General features: G+C 64.3%; 5 protein-coding genes. 3 read left to right on the plus strand and 2 right to left on the minus strand.

The window, feature by feature from the left end; translation table 11 throughout:
• The first annotated feature begins 122 nt into the window (after positions 1-122).
• Together HB777_30320 and HB777_30325 are read left to right on the plus strand one after the other, a co-directional pair.
• Complete coding sequence (locus HB777_30320) at positions 123-1,214, plus strand: Gfo/Idh/MocA family oxidoreductase (GenBank protein QND67818.1); 1,092 nt, start codon at positions 123-125, stop codon at positions 1,212-1,214.
• A gap of 212 nt (positions 1,215-1,426) precedes the next feature.
• The gene (locus tag HB777_30325) at positions 1,427-2,863 is read left to right on the plus strand and encodes an amidase (GenBank protein ID QND67819.1); all 1,437 of its coding nucleotides are present in this window, start codon (positions 1,427-1,429) and stop codon (positions 2,861-2,863) included.
• Positions 2,864-3,199: 336 nt separating this feature from the next.
• Here HB777_30325 and HB777_30330 read toward each other — a convergent pair whose 3' ends face one another.
• Together HB777_30330 and HB777_30335 are read right to left on the minus strand one after the other, a co-directional pair.
• Positions 3,200-4,444 carry an aminopeptidase P family protein gene (locus HB777_30330; GenBank protein QND67820.1) on the minus strand — a complete coding sequence of 415 codons (1,245 nt, stop codon included), beginning with the start codon at positions 4,442-4,444 and terminating at the stop codon, positions 3,200-3,202.
• Between the two features lie 365 nt (positions 4,445-4,809).
• Entirely contained in the window at positions 4,810-5,388 is a 579-nt protein-coding gene (locus tag HB777_30335; protein QND67821.1) for an invasion associated locus B family protein, read from the minus strand.
• Positions 5,389-5,656: 268 nt separating this feature from the next.
• Between HB777_30335 and HB777_30340 the strand changes: the two genes are divergently transcribed.
• Entirely contained in the window at positions 5,657-18,712 is a 13,056-nt protein-coding gene (locus HB777_30340; GenBank protein QND67822.1) for a hypothetical protein, read from the plus strand.
• The last annotated feature ends 99 nt before the right edge of the window (positions 18,713-18,811 follow it).

The following is an 18,811-nucleotide window of genomic DNA, read 5'->3' on the forward strand; positions in this document are numbered from 1 at the left end:
TTCACGGGGAGAGATGTCCGGCAGGACAGTGAGGGGCGGCGCCGACCTGACGTAATTGCCCGTCGAAACATACATGCGGCGGCTCGCCGTCCGCGATCCGATCAAGAATTTGGGAGGCTGACATGGCCGACAAGGTAAAAGTGCTGGTGGTGGGTCTCGGCAATATGGGTGCGTCGCATGCCAGCGCCTATCACCGCTCCGAGGGTTTTCAGATCGTCGGCATCATGAGCCGCTCGATCAAGAGCAACACGAAGATCCCGGCCGAACTGGCGGGCTATCCGCTGTATGAGGATTTCGACCAGGCGCTGAAGGAGGCGAAACCCGACGCCGTCTCGATCAACAGCTGGCCCAACACCCACGCCGAATACGCGCTGAAAGCGATCGCCGCCAACTGCCATGTGTTCATGGAAAAGCCGCTCGCCACCAACAATGAGGATGCCGAGAAGGTGGTTGCGGCGGCGCGGGCCAAGAACCGCAAGCTGGTGCTCGGCTATATCCTGCGCGTCCATCCCTCGTGGATCAAGTTTATCGAGGTCGGCAAGACGCTCGGCAAGCCGCTGGTGATGCGGCTCAACCTCAACCAGCAGAGCAGCGGCAGCGCCTGGCACTGGCACAAGAACCTCATCGATTCGCTGATCCCGATCGTCGACTGCGGCGTGCACTATGTCGACGTCATGTGCCAGCTGACCGGCGCCAAGCCGGTGCGCGTGCACGGCATCGGCGCCAAATTGTGGGCGGAAGCCGACAAGCAGAATTACGGCCATCTGCACGTCACCTTCGATGACGGCTCGGTCGGCTGGTACGAGGCCGGCTGGGGCCCGATGATGAGCGAGACGGCCTATTTCGTGAAGGACGTGGTCGGCCCCAAGGGCGCGGTGTCGATCGTCGCTGGCCAGCAGGCGAGCAGCGCTGCCGACACCGCCGAGGTCTCGAACTCCGCCGACATCGACCGCCACACCAAGACCGATGCGTTGAAGATCCATTATGCCGCGGTCGACGGCGACAAGAATTTCTCGAAGCCCGACGAGATCGTCAGCATGGAGGACGAGCCCGGCCACCAGGAACTCTGCGACCGCGAGCAGGCCTTCTTCCTGCGCGCCATCCGCGAGGATCTCGATCTGACCGAGCAGATGGATGCGGCGGTGAACAGCCTGCGCATCGTGCTGGCCGCCGAGCAGAGCATCGCGCTGGGGCGGACCATCGACCTGGCCTGACGCAATCCGGCTGCTGGCGGCAATCGTTTCAGGTCGGCGCTGCCCCTCACCCTTACCCTCTCCCCGTGAAGAACGGGGAGAGGGGGTCGTCAGCGTTGGAGCGTCTCCCTTCTCCCCGTCACTATACGGGGAGAAGGTGCCGGCAGGCGGATGAGGGGCGGCGTCAACGTTGGCAAGATCAACGAACGACGTTGAAAAATTGGGAGAGAGACATGGTCACCGACAGTCTGCTGAAAACCTATGCCGAGTCCGACGCGCTCGACCTGGCCGGGCTGGTGCGCGGCGGCCAGGTTTCGCCGGCGGAACTGGTGGAGGCAGCGATCACACTGGTCGAGCGGCTCAACCCGGCGCTCAACGCGGTCATCCATCGCCTCTACGACATGGCGCGCGCCCAGGCTGAGACGGTCGACAAATCAGCACCCTTCGCCGGCGTACCGTTCCTGCTCAAGGAGCTGGCCTCGTCCTGGACCGGGGCGCCGAACACCAACTCCTCATTCTACCTGAAGGACGTTGTCGCCGACTTCGACACCGAGGTCGTGCGCCGCATGAAGGCGGCGGGGCTGGTGCTGATCGGCAAATCGAACGCGCCGGAGAACGGCTGGTCGATCACGACGGAACCAAAACTCTATGGTGTGACCAAGAACCCGTGGAAGGAAGGCATCACGCCGGGCGGCTCCAGCGGCGGTGCGGCCGCGGCCATCGCTTCGCGCATGGTGCCGATCGCCGAGGCCAGCGATGGTGCCGGCTCGATCCGCATCCCGGCCTCCTGCTGCGGCATCGTCGGGCTGAAACCGTCGCGCGGCCGCGTCAGCCTCGCGCCGTTCGGCGATTATTGGTATGGCGGCGCCTATTTCCTGTGCTGCTCGCGCACCGTGCGCGACACCGCTGCCTATCTCGACGCGGTGTCCGGCGCCCTGCCGGGCGACCCCTATACGCCGCCGGTTCCCGATGGTTCCTGGCTCAGCCTGTCGGCGCGAACGCCGAAGAAGCTGCGCATCGGCTTTTCCGTCACGCCGCCCAACGGCACCGTGATCGATGCCGAGGTGAAGGCGGCGGTGCTGGCAACCGTGGCAGTGCTCGAGCGTCTTGGCCATCATGTCGAGGAGCACGACATGCCGCTCGAGGCGAATGCGGTGTGGAAGACCTACACCAACATGACCTGCGTGCAGACGGCGGCGACCTTCGACTATCTTGAAACGGTGATCGGCCGGCCGGTGACACCAAACGACGTAGAGGCGGTGACCTTTGCGATCATCGAGCGCGGCCGCGCGACCAGCGGCACCAGGCACATCTCCGATGTCGAGCAATTGCGGCAGATCGGTCGCGACATCGTCGGCGACCTTGGCGCCTACGATCTCTTCATCACCCCGACGCTGACACAGTTGCCGCGCCCTTTCGGCTACTACGACATGTCGGAAACCGACATCGACCGCTACAACGCCAAATGGGCGGACTCGGTGTTTGCCTTCCCCTTCAACATTTCCGGCCAGCCGGCGATCTCGCTGCCGCTCGGCTGGTCGAAAGGCGGCGTGCCGATCGGCGTCCAACTGGTCGGCCGCTACGGCGACGAGGCGACGGTGCTGGCCGCGTCGGCACAGTTGGAGCAAGAGATGGCTTGGAGGGAGAGGCGGCCGGCGGTGAGTGGTTAGCTGCTTGGCACCGTGCGCGCAGCTTCGAGATTGGCCGAATCGCTCTATCGTTCGTCATCCACGGGCGGAGCAAGGAGCGCAGCGACGCAGCGCAGACCCGAGGATCCATGCCGCGACTTCAAAGCGTCGCCACGGTACAGAGTTCTGCTCCGCTGCATTCCTCGGCCAAGGTCACGGCATGGATCCTCGGGTCTCCGCGACGGAGCTTCGCTCCTGCTCCGCCCGTGGATGACGAAGGCGGGGAGCTTTAGCCGATCTCCAGGAGTTGCAGCAGCCCGCTGAAACGAACGATGCATGACAGGTCTTGGAACAACGATTTGCGCAGAGCAAAGCCGGCTAACCGATTATCTCCAGCCGTCTCGGCAGGCGGTTCATGGCAACAGGGCCGTCCGGCGTGATCAGGAACTGGTCCTCGAGATTGAAGCTGGCGAGGCCGTCTATGTAGAGCGGGATCTCGAAGGCCAGCACCATGCCGGCTTCGATCACGACATCGCTGTCGGCCGCAATGAACGGCCATTGTTCTGAGAAGACCGACTGGCCGACGCCATGGCCGAAATGACCGCGGCGGTAGGAGCGCAGCCCTTGCCGTGCCAGGCTGTCGGTCGCCACTTGGTGCACGTGGGCGAACATGGTTCCCGGAACGAGGGATGCCAGCCCGTCGTCAAAGGCGTGCTCGGCGATCGCATGCAGTTCGGCCTGCTCGGCGGATGGCGGCCCGAAAATGAAGTTGCGCGACATGTCGGAGGCGTAGCCGCCGACCGTGCAGACCATGTCGCACTTCAGCGGATCGCCGGGCATGGCTTTCGCATCGGCAGCCTTGGCCCGGGCGCCGAGCGTCACATATTCGGCTGTGGCGACCGGATGGGCCAGTCCGGCCGCTGCCGTGGCGACACCTTGCCGGTAGAGGGCAATGAGATCGGCCTGGCGCATGCCGGCCATGGCATCAACCTGCAGCCGGTCCAGCCCGGCTTCCGACAGGATGATGCCTTGCTGGAGCAGGTCGATCTCGCGCGGCGATTTGATCGCCCGCAGCCTGTCGAGCACCGCCGAGCCGTCGACCATGGTGCTGGCCGGCAACAGCGCCTGCATGGCCGAGAAATCGGCGGCGGCGATGAAATCGAGATCGACGCCGATCCTTGCGTGGTCAAGACCGAACCCGACCAGGATATGCTTCAGCGCGCCGACGGAATGGACGAGTTCGAATGTCGCGGGTCGAGAAAAACCAGGCGCCCGGCCGGACGAGGCAAGGTCGGCCTCGATGCGTTGCGCCAGCCCTTGCCCTGAGGTCGAGGCGTCAAGCGTGGCGGTTTCGATCCAGATCGGGTGGCTGCGGATGACAGTGTCCGACAGAGCCCGTTGCAGTTGTCCCGCATTGAAATCCGCCACCACGACGCCGATCGGCAGGCCCGGGTCAGCCGGAATGACGACGAAGCCGGCGCCGGCGCGCCGGAACAGTCCCGCCGGGCCGATCGAGGCCCCGGTCGCATAGTGGAAGGCTTCGGGCGCGCACAGCACCAGCGCCTCGATGCCGGCGCGGTCCATCAGTTGCGCCGCGCGCTGGCGGTCGACAAAGCCTGTCATGGGTTTCTCCGAATGTCCGAAGCGGCAACGGAGCATTCCGGGTGGGGACAATCAAGCGGCAAGATGCCGGGCAGGTGGTCTGGCAATCGCTTTAGGTTTGGATTCGCTCCGCCATCCTTTCGGGGCGCCGGCGCCGCCCCTCACCTGCCTGCCGGCATCCTCTCCCCGTATAGGGACGGGGAGAGGGACGCTCGTCGCCGCTTTCGCTAATGACCAGTTCTGCAGAAGGGCGCCGGCGTTGCGGCCGGCTTCTTTCTCCCCGTTCCTATACGGGGAGAAATGCCCGGCAGGGCAATGAGGGGCGGCGCTGACTTCGACAAATTGAACTGCGCCCTGACTGCTACAAGGACCAGCGGGCCGAACCGCTATTTGATGGCTTCCAGCTTGTCGATCGCGGCGGTGAAGCCGGCCAGCGAGACCGGAATGGTGACTGGCTTTCGCGTCACGGATTCCATGCCGATGTTGAGGTTGGTTCCCGCTTTCATGGCGGCGATGAGTTCCGGCGACAGCGGTGCGGCGGCGTAGGCGCCGTTCTGGTCGCTGGTCTGGATGGCGACGGTCGTCTTCTGCCCCTGGTCGATCTGGTAGGAGGCGCCGGACGGCAGGAACAGGCCGTGCGGCAAAGCGAGCAACATGGCCAGGCTGCCATTGCCCTTGTCGCGGCGCACGGTCACGGTCAGCACACGCTGACCGGTCTTGGCTTCGGTCAGGTTTTGCGACACCTGACACTGAAGCTCGGCCGTCGATGAACCGCTGGAGCAATTGATCGCCCATGGATTGGCGTCGGCGGGCTTTGCTTCCTTTGCTTCGACCGGCTTTGCGTCTTCGGCAAGGGCTGGCCCGGCGGCCAGGACCAGCGACAGGGCGGCGAACCCCGCGATCACACCAAGTAGATTAGCCTTCGCTAAAATAAGTGCCATGTTCTTTTGTCGGATGGCTTGCATGTTTCCTCGCCCTGCCAGGTATTCTCCCAGGAGGGGCTTGATACAACACTCGGGACTGTTCCGGAAGCTGCGTGGGAGCCAAGAAAGCCGGCAAAAGTACTGTGACCTTTCGGACACACCGAGCAATTTTGCAGGAAGCCCCTAGAAATCGAAGGGCTCGAGACTCGCTATACAATAGAATTCGCGTAAGAACTCTTCTGGGGACGTGTAGTCCCGGAAGGACTCGCCAGGGATGGGAACTACCGAGAATTCTCGGCAAGTTGGTGAGATGGCGGCGCGTGGGGAAGATTTCCGCGTGCGCGCCGGCTATCGCCGTTCGCGAATTGCCAGGCATTTGTGGAAGACGACAGCGCTGACGACGCTGGCGCTCGGCCTTTCCGGCTTGGCCGCCCATGGCGATCCGAACGGCTTGTGGCAGCCGCAGATCCGCGCCATCATCGGCGCCGACAACAATGGCGGCAACGCCGCGCTCGAAGGCTTCATCCCGCTCAAGCAGACGGCCGAATCAGTGCTGTTCCTGGATGTCCGGGCCAAGCACGATTTCAAGGACAGTTTCGGCCAGGATGTCGGCCTCGGCATTCGCCGCATCGTCAACCCGGACCTGATGATCGGCGGCTACGCCTATCTCAACGTCGAGAACTACAACTCCAACCAGTTCACATCGGCCACGCTCGGCGCCGAGGCGATCACCTCGCATTTCGATGCGCATGTGAATGTCTATCTGCCGATCAAGGGCGATTCGACCGATCACTCGACCAGCTCGACCCTGTCGATGGTCAGCAACCAGCTGATGGAGCAGATCTCGGTCCTCGATCACCGCGACTACGCGGCGTGGGGCATCGAAGGCGAGATCGGCGCGCAGGTGCCGATCAACCTGCCCGACAAGCATTCGCTGCGGCTGGATATCGGCGGCTATCACTTCGAGGATCCGCACGGCAACGACCACAGCGTCACCGGCGCCAAGGCCGGCTTCGAATACACGATCGGCGATGTCTTCGGCAGTGGTACTGAACTGGTTCTGGCCGGCGAAGTCCGCAACGACAATCGTGACGACACCCAGTTCGCCGGCAGCGTGCGGCTGAACATCCCGTTCAACCCGGGCCATGGCTCGGACACGACCGCGGCCATCAGCGAGGCGGACCCGGTCTATCCAGTCAGCGAGGGCCTGCGCAAGCGCGTCAACGAACGGGTGCGCGGCGATATCGGCGTCCGGATCCAGTCGCAGGAACTCACCGGCGGCACGACGACGCGCATTGCCATCAACGCGGCCACCAATGCGGCCTTCGGCAAATTCTACTTCGCCGATGGCGGCCTGGCCGGTGCGGGTACGCAGGCCGACCCGACGACGCTGGACGACGCCGTCACCAAAGCCGGCAGCGGCGGCTTTGTGGTGGCGCTTGGCGGCAACGGCAATCTGACGACCGGCGGCGTGACGCTTGCCAATGGCCAGACTGTCATTGGCGGCGGCGAAAGCGTCACCGCCAAGCTTTTCGGCGGCGGCACCAGCACCTTCAACCTGGGCGGCAGCGACGGCACGATCCAGGGCACCAACGTCGCCAACCCCGTCATCACGCTGGGCAATGGCAACACGCTCAACGGCATCACCGTCACCGGCGGCGCCGACGGCATTTTGGGCAACAACATCACCGGCGCGACGCTGACCAATGTCACGGTCACCGGTGCGGGCGGCAACGGCGCCGACTTCACCGGCACCTCGACCGGCATCGCCGGTTCCAATTTCACCGCCACCGGCAACGGCCTCGACGGCCTGCACATCGAAGGCGATGGTACCTACAATTTCACCGGCACGACGTTGCTGCAGGGCAATCTCGACGACGGTCTCGATATCACCGGCAAGGGCACCTACACCTTCGCCATCGTCAATGCGAAGGACAATGCCGACCGCGGCATCACCGTGCAGGGCACGTCGACCGGCGGCACCTTCACCACCACCGGCGGCACGGTATCGGGCAATGGCGGCACCGCGGTCTTCATCGACCCGATCACCGCGCATGTGGTGCTCGATTCGATCAGCCAGAGCGGCGGCACGTCGGGCGTCGTGCTCGAGAATGTTTCGGGTAGCTTCACCGTCAACGGTGCGACGACGATCTCGAACACGACGGGACCGGCGATCGCCATTTCGAATTCGCCGGCAGCGATCCGCTTCGGCGACGTCGCCATCTCGGCACCCGGCGGCGACGGCATATCGTTTGCCGGCGTCAATGCGGCGGTGGTCGCCGGCAACATCGTCATTTCCGGCCTGGGTGTCGGCACCGGCCTCGACTTCTCCGGCAGCAAAACCAATTTCACCGCGCAGTCGCTCAACATCACCGGCAGCGGTGCGGCCGGCTCGATCGGCATCGACCTGACTTCGCCGAGTGCTGGCGGGGCAACGATCGTCATCACCAATGGCGGCGCGATCGCCGGTGTCGACACCGGCGTGCGCTTCGGCATAGCGGGTTCGCTCGCCAATTCGGCCAATGCCGAGTTCAGCTTCGGCGGCGGTTCCATTGCCGGCGTCACCGCTTCGCTCGACGCGCGCGGCCTCAACCAGACGCTCGGCCACTATGCTTTCGGCTCGACCACGTTCAGCGGTGCGCAGCTGTTCGACGTGCAGAATGTCATCTTCGTCGGCGCCTCGGCGATGGGCTCAGGCACCGGCTCCTCGCTGCTGGACCTGGCCTCGATCGCGACCGCCGATGCCAACACCGACGCGGACGCGATCTTCGTGCTGGTCAATCGCGGCACGGCCATCGACGACACCGACGGCTTCTCGCTGACCGCCGGGCAGACGCTGGCCTCGTTCGGCAATGGGCGGACCTTTTCGCTCGGCGGTGTTCCGGTCAATGTCACCGGCGACAATGTCGAGCACGATGTGGCGATCTCGGACGGCGGCGGCGCGGCGACGCTCACCAGTTCAGCCGGCGCGGACACCGTCACGCTGGCCAACAACAGCTCGCTGCTCGACGTCAACGTCTCGAACGCCAATCCAGGCGGCGGCACCGGCATCCACGGCAACAACGTCACCGGCGTGACGATAAGCGGCGTCAATGTCAGCGGAGCGGGCCTGGACGGGTTGCTGTTTGAAGGCGCCAGCAACGTCTCGGCCAACAATGTGACCTCGACGGGCAATGCCAGCGACGGCCTGCATATCGAAGGCGACGGCAGCTATGCCTTCACCGGCACGACGACGCTGTCGGACAACGGCAGCGGTCTGCTCATAGACGGCAACGGGACATACGCATTCCAGACGCTGAACGCGTCCGACAATTCCGGCGCCGGCATCAGCGTCCTCTCCACCACCGGCACATTCAGCACCACCGCCGGCACGATCTCCGGCAATGGCGCGGTCGCCGTCGCCGTGCTCGGCGCCAAGATCGACGTGACGCTGACCAGCTTGACGCAGGACGGCGGCCTGTTCGGCGCGGCGTTCGCAGGCGTGTCGGGAAATTTCGCCGTTTCCGGCGCAACGACGGTCAGCAACACCTCGATCCTCGGCCTCGGGATCGCCGACAGCACCGCCGATTTCACGTTCGGAGCCGTCGACATCTCGGACATCACCGCCCTGGGCGGCACCGGTATCAGGGTCCAGAATTCCGACGGCGCGGTCACTTTCGGCGGGCCGGTCACGCTGACTCATATCTACAGCGAGGGCATCCTCGCCAACCACAATGCCGGCACGCTCACCTTCAGCGGACCGGTCAGCATGACCGATCCGGGCGACGGCATCTGGCTGGAAGACAACACCGGCGCCGTTTCGTTCAGCGGCGCCGTCACCATCGACCAGCCGGCCGGAAGCGGCATCGACGTCGTTGGCAGCAACGGCACGATCAGCTTCGGCGACATCGATATCACTGGCCTGTGCAACTGCTCCACCGCGCTCGACCTGTCGGGCAGCACCTCGACCTTCACCGCCGCCACGCTTGACGTCAGCGGTAGTTCCGGCGCCTCCTCGATCGGCATCGACCTGTCCGGCACCAATGGCGGCTCGGTGACCATCGGCAGCGGCGTCATCACCGGTGTCGACACCGGCGTCCAGATGGGCACCAACGGCCTGGCCGGCACCACCGCCAACACGACGTTCTCGTTCGGCGCGGCCGGCGGCGCGTCGATATCAGGCGTCACCGCGTCGCTCGACATGCGCGGCCTGTCGCCGGGCAGCGGCACCTATGCCTTCAACACCACGGTGCTGAACGGTCCGCAGCTGTTCGACATTGCCAACGTTATCTACGTCGGTGCCATCAGCACCAACGCCGGTGACGGCTCGACCGTCAACGACCTTATCAATGCCACCGCGGCGGACGCGCTGGCGGCCCCTGCCAACACGATCTTCGTCCTGGTCAACACCGGGGCCGGAAGCATCGATACCGATGGCGACGGCTTTACCCTTGCCGACGGCCAGTCGATCGTCTCCTTCGCCAATGGCGCTTCGGTGAACCTGGGCGGGCCGCCCGCCAATGTCACCGGCACGAATGTTGTAGCCGGCGCGACGCAGGCCGATCCCTTCGGCAATGGCGGCGCGACGCTCAACAATTCGGCTGGCAACACCATCGACCTGGCCAATGGCAATGTCGTCGAAAACCTTACTGTCAGCAGCTCCGGCTTTGCGATCGACGGATCGGGCAGCGCCGGCTCGACTATCAACGGGGTGACGATCAGCGCCGCTACGATCGGCCTTATGCTCGACGGCACGACCGGTACGGTCACGGCCAACAATCTGAACATCCAGAGCGCCAGCCAAACCGGCATCGCGATTATCGGTTCGAGCGCGACCTTCAATTTCACCGGCAACACCAAGATCACCAACGCCAGCAATGTCGGGCTGATCGCCACCAATTTCGACGGCAGCGCCAGCTTCGACGACCTCGATATTATCGGCGGTGGCATCGGCGTCGGCATTGTCGGTGGCTCGAGCGGAACCTTGACCTTCGGGACAGGGAGTTCCATCGCCGGCACGAGCAGCAACGCCTTCTCCATCACCAGCTCCACGCCCAACGTCACCTATAACGGCACCATCAGTCAGACCGCTGCCGCAAGCGCGGTGAGAATCACCACCATGACCGGTGGCACCGCAACGTTCGGCGGCAAGATCACCGCCAATACGGGTGCGGCCAATGCGATCGACCTGAGCAACAACACTTCCACTGCTATAGCGTTCAATGGCGGCCTGATCATCAACACGACCTCCGGCATCGGGCTGAACGCCACCAACGTCAGCACGCTGGGTATCTCATCGGCCGCAACCAACACAATCACCACCGCGACCGGCCAGGCCATCAATATGGTCGGGCTCGATGTCGCCGCGGGCGGGATCTCGTTCGACAGCATCACCACGGGAGTTGTCACCGCTCAGAATGCGTTGCGCTTTGACACCATGGGCGGTGGGGCCGTCTCCCTCGGAGACGTTACGATCGGCGGTGCGGCCAGTGATGCCATTCACGCCACGAGCGCCGTGAATCACTTCACATTCGACTCGATCAAGATCGATGGAGCAGGCGGCGACGGCGTCAATCTCGTCGGCGGCAGCATAGGCACCGTGGACATAGGTTCCGTTGATATTGATGGCGTGACAGGCAATGGTATCGAGATTCAGAATGGCGTCGACCACAATGTGACCATTGGCGGAGGCACCATTGGCGCAACCACTCCTGCCGGTGGCGCGGCCATACGCATCGATGGTCAAGCGGCGGCAAGTACAATTACGCTGACCAATCTGGCGATTACGGCGGGCGCTGAGGGGTTGGCCATCTCCAACTCGACCGGCACGGTCAAGATGGTCGGCGGCACCATCACCAATTCCGGCAGCGGCGACGGCGTCGTCGTCTCCGGCGGCACCGCGACTATTACGGTGTCGGCTGCCATCTCCAGTTCGGCTGGCTCCCCGGGCACGGCGGTCAAGGTCGACGGCATCACCGGCGGTTCGGCGACCTTCAGCGGCAGCGTCACCTCGACCGGCACCGGCAATCTCTTCAGCATCGGCCAGACGACGGCACCGACCGGCGGCGCGATCAGCTTCACCGGTTCGGCGCTGACGGCGACGGGCGGTGGTGGAGCGGTTGTTGTCGGCCTTGCCGGCACGGCCAATTTGAATGTTGCCTCCCCGCTGTCGATCACCAATGCCACGACCACCGGCCTGGTCGTCGCCAATGTCGCCAGCACCGCATCGGCGACCTTCGGAGCGGTTACGGTGACGGGCGCCGGCGCCGACGGCATCGGCATCGGCAATAATGCCGGCGCCGTCACCTTCGGCACCACCAGCGTGACGATGGGCTCGACGGTCGGTTCGGCCGGCATCAACTTCGCCCTCACCAACGCCGACGTGACCTTCGGCACGACGAATGTGACGCTCGGCGCGGGCGCCAGCCAGACCGGCATCGATTTCAGCGGCTCGTCGACGACCGCCGATTTCGGCCTGACCACGATCACCGGCACGAATGCGCTGACCTCGCGCGGCATCGATCTGTCTTCGACCACGGGCAACAAGGTCATCACCTTCCTGCGCGGCTCCGAGATCAACACTGTCGGCATCGGCGTCGACCTCTCGTCCGGCCTCACCACGGCGACATCGGCCCAGGCCGACTTCACCTTCGGCGATGGCGATTCGACCGACGGGCGGCAATCGACCATCAACATCACGGCGCCCGGCGGTTTCACCGTCAACACGGTCGGGCTCGATTCGACGAAGGGCCACTATGATTTCGACGATGTGAAGTTCCCCTTCGGCAGCGCCAATCTGGAAACCGCGCCCGGTTCGGTCACCCTGGTCTCGCAGATAGGCGGCTTCATTCTCGCCGGCACGACCGGCAATCTCAGCATGGGCGTCAACACCATATCGCTCGCCGCCGCCGATGCGCTGACCGGCGCGCAGAACTTCGCCTTCGTCGGTTCGATCAATCTCGGCGCCACCGCCTTCACGCTCGATTCGGGACAGACCATTGCCGGCTTCGGCAATGGCAGCGTCGTTTCGACCGGCACGATCCAGCCCGCCAATGTCGATGGCAATCTCGGCGCGACCGGTGGCAACATCACCGGCACCGCGGCCGTGGTTACCGGCACGGGCGACTTCATGCATCTGCTCGGCGACAATGCCGTTCGCAACACCGCCTTCGACTTCAGCGGCGCCACCGGTGCTGCCTTCCTCGTCGACCAGGGTGCGGGCGGTTTCGCCAACACCAGCGGCATCACCATCGAAGGCGTGACCATCACCAATGTCGCGGTGGGCCAGACCGCAGTCAAGGTCGTCGGGCTCGACAGCACCCTGTCGGTCATCAACAACAACATCAACGTTGCCGGCACGCTGCTCGACGTCAATGGCGGCACCGGCACGATCACCGTATCGCGCGGCGTCCTGCCCTACAGCGCGACGCCGGGAACACTGACCGGCGGCGGCATCAACATCGCCAACCGCACCGGCGGCTCGGTCACCTTCACAGACCAGGTGACGATCACCGGCGGCAACGGCGTCTCGATCTCGGGCGGCACCGCCGGCGGCGCCGTCAATTTCAACGGCGGCCTCGACATCACGACGTCCCTCGCCACTGGCCTCAGCCTTTCGGGACTGAATGTCCTGACCGTCGCCAATGCCGGCTCGACGACGATCAACGCGACGGGCCAGACGGCGCTGTCGCTGCAAGGCACACTCGGCGCCGGCGGCGTCAACTTCGACAGCATCACCTCGACCAACGCAGCCGCACAGGGCGTGCTGATCAGCGGCGCCAGCGGCGGCGCGATCGATCTCGACGCGGTCAGCGTCACGGCCTCGGGCGGCGCCGGCATCGAGATCCTCAATTCGACCGGCAGTGGCTATACGTTCGGCAACACGACGATCGACAATTCGACCAGCGCTGGAGGCGGCGCCAACATCCAGAATGCGGCGGGCATCACGTCGGTTACCTTCGACGGCACGCTTGATGTCAAAACGTCCACCGGCACGGGTTTCCGCGTCGTCGGCGGCGCCACGCCGGCCAACACCAGCGTCAGCTTCACCGGTGTCGGGGCAAAGTCCGTCGTCGCATCGGCCGGCACTGCCGTCGATATCACATCGGCCAATGTCAATGGCACCTTGACCTCGACCACCGCTACCTTCGCCGCCGGCAACGGCATCAATTTGCAGAACCTCACCGGCACGCTCGTCCTTGGCGGCGGCACGCTGACCAACACCGGTTCGGGCGCTGCTTTCAATCTGAGTGGTGGCAGCGCGGTCATCTCCTATGCCGGCACAATTGCCAGCAACGGCACGGGTGCCGCGGCTTCGATCCAGGCGCTGGCCGGTGGCTCGGTGGTGCTGTCGGGCAATTTGACGGACGGGTTAATCGGGGACGGCGGCCAGATCGTCGTTGCCAACATCAACAGCGGCGTGGCGGCCAGCGTCACCTTCTCCGGTGCTGTCAAGATCGATTCAGGCGCAACCGACGCCGTCAGCCTGATCAGCAATCCCAACGGGACCATCGATTTCAGCAATGGCGGCCTGGTTATCAAGACCAGTTCCGGGCAGGGCTTCAACGCCGCTGGCGGCGGTACCATCAGCGTCGGTGCACTCCTCGCCGACAACAGCATCACAACGACGGGCGGCGGCATCGCGTTGCACCTCAATACCGTTGTGGTCGGCGCTGGCGGCATGAGTTTCGACGGTGTCTCGACCACCGGTGTAACGACGGGCGACGGCATTGTGCTGACCAACGTTGGTGGACCAGGCGTCATCAATCTCGGCACCGTCGACCTGCAAGGCATCACCGGTACCGGTGTGTTCGTCAGCGGCACGCTTGGCGCGTCGGTGAATTTCGGCAGCCTGAACATTGGGCTCGGCGGGCCAAACGCCGTTGGCCTCAGCCTCAACGGCGCTACCATCAATGCGGCCATCACGGCCAATGATTTCCACGTCGACGGCCACGGCAACACCGGCACGATCGCCGTCGACCTGCGCGGCGCCGGTGGCAGCGGTCAGACGGTGCGGCTCGGAGACACCGTGGCGCTCGCCGGCAATGATTCGACTATTACCGGCGTCGGCACCGGCGTGTTCCTCGACAGCGCGACCAATCTCACCTTCACCTATGGCGACGGCGAATCGAACGACGACCAGGGTTCGACCGTCATCGCCAATGTCGGCATCGACGCGACGAGCGCGCCGACAAACGGCACCTATAATTTCAAAGACGTCAACTTCCAGTCCAACCCTGGCAACGGCTTCGGCCTCGGCAAGATCTACTTCGTTGACAGCAATGGTGCTGTCGGTGGTGGAAACGGTTCCGGTAGCGACGGCGGCAATCCGATGACGCTTGCCACCGCCGAATTGCTGGCCGGCCCCGACGACATCATCGTCCTCATCAACAACGGCACCGCGATCACGGCGGCAGGGGGCGACAATACGCTGACGTTGCAAGCAGGCGAACAGGTGCGCGGCTTCGGCAATGGTGCGATCAACCTCGATCTGACTGTGCCCAATCCGATCAAACTGGCCAGCAATACGATATCGATCGCCCCGGTCGGCAGTGGCGCGGCGACGCTGACGACAAATGCCGGCAACAATGTCATCACGCTCGGCAGTCAGAACAACATCATCGACGGCTTCATCCTCGACGGTGCCGCGAGCGCAGCGCGCGGCATCAAGGACAATGGCGCGGGTGCCACAGGCACCAAGATTAGCAACATGACGATCGGCAACTTCGCCGCCGCCGGCGTCGAGATTACCCCGTCGTTCAACACCACTATCAACAATGTGACATTCGTCGGCAATGCGTCGGACGTCATCGTCAACGCGCTCAACACCACCATCACCAACGTCTTCAGCACCGGCGCCACCGGCATCGCCTTCGATATCCGCAACACAACCGGCACGACGACGCTGACCAACCTCAACGTCACCACGGCGGCATCCGGCACCGGTATCGTCTTCGGCGGTGCATCCGGCCCGCAAGGCACGATCATCGGCACCAATGTCGATGTCACGGGCGGCGCGGGCGGCGGTATCAAGGTTACCGGCGGCAACGCTATCATCGGGTTCGATGCGGCGAGCTTTGTCGGCGTCCCCGACACGTCGAGCGGCACGGCGGTCACGATAACGGGCCGCAGTGGCGGCAGCTTCGGCTTTGCCGGGTCGGTCGTGGCGAATGGCACGGCGAGCGGCATCAGCGTTTCCGGCGCGGCGGTGGCCAACACGGTCAGCTTCACCGGCGCGGTCGGCCTCGGTACGTTCTCGACGCTGACCGGCACCGCGGTCTCGATCGACAACAACGGCACGGCTTCGACCGTCAGCTTCTCCAACCTCGGTATCGTCACCAGCGGCACCACCGGCTTCTTCGCCAGCGATGGCGGCACGGTCAACGTGACGACGGGCACGGTGAACTCCACTGGCGCACAGGCGGTGGACTTGTTGAATGTCGCAGCCGGTATTGCCTTTACGTCGACTACATCGACGGGTGGTGAATATAACGTTAGCGCATCCAACGTCACTGGCACCGTCGCCCTTGGTTCCGGCGCGCTGAGCGGCGCCACGAGCGTTGCATTGATCGTGAGCGGCGGCACGACCGCAGTCAGCTATTCCGGTAGCGTCACCAAATCGGACGGTACGGGCTTGGCTGTCGCCGTCGCCAACCGGCTTGTCGGGGCGGGTCTGGTTTCCCTGAGCGGCAATCTGACGGTGGACACCTCCGGCGTAGGCATAGCCATTGACAACAATGCCGGCGGCAGCGTGACGCTGTCGGGTGCGTCCAACAGCTTGACCGGCACCGGCACCGGCATAGCCATCACCAACAACACCGGGGGCACCTACACTGTCAGCGGCACGAGCTACGACATCAACCTCACCGGTGCGGGCATTGGCGTCAACCTTGCGGGCAACAGCAGCCCGGTGACAATGAACTTCAGCGGCGGAGGGTTGAAGATCGCCACCGCCACGGGCGCAGGCTTCAGCGCCACCGGCGCGGGTACGGTCAGCGTGACCGGCGCCAGCAATTCCATCACGACGACGAGCGGCATCGCGATGAACCTGCAAGGCATCACCGTCGCCGGCAGCCTGAACTTCGCCACGACCAACAAGGGCGCCGGCGGCACCAGCGCCGTGGTCATGAACGGCGTTGCCGGCATCGGGTCGGTCAATCTCGGCACCGGGTCGCTCGCTGGCGGCAGCGCGGCAACGATCCTCATCGGCGACGGCGCCGGCGGCGCCAACACCGGCGGCACGGCGGGCCTTACCTATGCGGGCGGCATCAACGGCGGAACCGGACGAGCCATCGACATCCAGGACCGCATGGCTGGCGCGCAGAACATAACCCTGTCGGGCAACATCTCGCACATTGTGTCGGGCCAGACCGGCATCTTCCTCGCCGACAACGCCGCCGGCACCATCACCTTCTCGGGTGGGACGAAGACGATCAGCACGGTGAGTGCAACGGCTGTCAGCATCGCAAACACCGGCGCGAGCGTTGTTTTCAGTGGCAGCGGCCTGAACATCAACACCCAGTCGGGAACCGGCCTCGATATTTCCGGCACCGGCACGGTGACGATCAGCGGCGGCCTCAACGCCGTCACCACTACAACCGGAACCGCCTTCGCCAATCTGGGCGGCAGCGCCACCATCACCAGCGACGCGGCGCTGACGACCGGCGGTGCGGGACGGGTGGTCGACATCCAGAACCGCACGGCCAACAACGTCACGCTGCTCGGCAATGTCATCAACATGGGACCCAACGCGCTCGGCCTGCGCGTCCAGAACGTGTCCGGCGGCACCATTACTTTCTCAGGCGCGAAGATGTTGACCACCGGCGCCAACACCGCCGTCAACTTGAACAGCAACACCGGCGGCACGATCAACTTCACCAGTGGCGGCATGACCATCAGCACCACCAGCGGCACCGGCTTCAGCGCCACCGGCGGCGGCACGGTGACGGTGCAGGGCATCGTCAACAGCATTGCGTCCACCACCGGCACGGCGCTCAACGTCGTCAACACGACGATCGGTGCGAGCGGGCTGACGTTCCAGAGCATTGCGTCCAATGGTGCAGCCAATGGCATCGTGCTCAACAATACGGGCTCGGGCGGCTTGACGGTGACCGGCACCGGCGCGACGGCGGGCAGCGGCGGCACGATCCAGAACTCGACCGGCGACGGCGTCAGCCTGACTTCGACACAGAATGTCAGCCTGACCAACATGAACATCACCGGCTCGCTGGGCAACGGCATCTTCGGCAATGGCGTGAACGGCCTGGTGCTGAACCGTGACACCGTGTCCGGCAGCGGCAATTCGACGACTGGCAACGGCGAGGGCAACATCTACCTCTTCGAATTGACCGGCGACGCGACGCACCTGACGACGTTCGACAACCTCACGGTCAGCAATGCCTACGTCCATAACGTGTTCATCCAGAACACCGGCGGTACCTTGGCCGACCTGGTGGTGACCAACAGCACCTTCTCCAACAACGGCGCCTCGACGGTTGCGGGCGATCAGTTCGAGATCGTCCTGACCACCGGCGGCCTCGCCGGAACGCCGACCGCGACGGTTCACGCAACGCACAACACCTTTAGCGGCAACCTGTCGGCACCGGCGACGTTCACCGCAACGGGCTTCGCGGGCTCAGTTGACGACGGCACGCTCAACGTCCATCTCGGCGACGGCACCGCCGGCGGCCTGAACACGTTCGACACCAACAATTCGGGCATTACGCTGTCGGCTACCGGTTCCAGCACGCTCAACTTCGACGTGAACAACAACCTCGTCACGAACAACCGCGCGGTCGGTATAGCCGTCAATCACTTCGGCACCGCGACCGTGACGGGCTTCCTGCGCAACACGACCGTCGGCACGCAGGGTGTCGCGGGTTCGGGAGCGCAGATCGGCAACGGCATCGACATTCACGACGAGTCCACCAGCGGCACCATGACGCTGAGCGTCACCAACAACATCGTGCAGAGCGTGGGCGATGGGGCCGGAAGCGGCTTCGAGGGCATCCTCGTTCAGTCGGGCAACGGCGCCCAGAATTCGGCGAGCACCCTCAATATCACGCTGACAGGCAATTTGATCCGCGACATCCTCGATGACCGGGGACTGTACATCAACAATTTCAATACCGCTGGGGCCAGCGTCATCAATGCTCTCGTGAGCGGCAACACCTTCTCGAATGCGAATGCCAGCGGCGCCAACACCACCGTGCGAATCGGCGGCGCGCCTGGCGGGTCTGACCATGTCAATGTCACGCAGGCCAATGCGAATGCCCTCGCTACGGTGAACGGGCTCACCGCCAGCGGCGCGCCCGGCAACACGATGCGCGTCGACACCAATGTCTTCTTCAATCAAGTCGCGCCGGTTCTGCCGCCGCCCACGCCGTGATGATCGCGGGCAGGTCGTTGGTAGTGTTCCGTTAACCAATGCGCGTACTGGGCCGGTATTAATTTTTGCTCTGTTGATAAATACTTGTCGACGACAGAA

Source organism: Mesorhizobium loti, assembly GCA_014189435.1.
Taxonomy (GTDB): domain Bacteria; phylum Pseudomonadota; class Alphaproteobacteria; order Rhizobiales; family Rhizobiaceae; genus Mesorhizobium; species Mesorhizobium loti_G.

Bases quoted from the DNA above. Each gene is read 5' to 3' on its own strand.
- HB777_30320 (QND67818.1), top strand. From the start codon at position 123: ATGGCCGACAAGGTAAAAGTGCTGGTGGTGGGTCTCGGCAATATGGGT.
- HB777_30325 (QND67819.1), top strand. From the start codon at position 1,427: ATGGTCACCGACAGTCTGCTGAAAACCTATGCCGAGTCCGACGCGCTC.
- HB777_30330 (QND67820.1), bottom strand. From the start codon at position 4,444: ATGACAGGCTTTGTCGACCGCCAGCGCGCGGCGCAACTGATGGACCGC.
- HB777_30335 (QND67821.1), bottom strand. From the start codon at position 5,388: ATGCAAGCCATCCGACAAAAGAACATGGCACTTATTTTAGCGAAGGCT.
- HB777_30340 (QND67822.1), top strand. From the start codon at position 5,657: ATGGCGGCGCGTGGGGAAGATTTCCGCGTGCGCGCCGGCTATCGCCGT.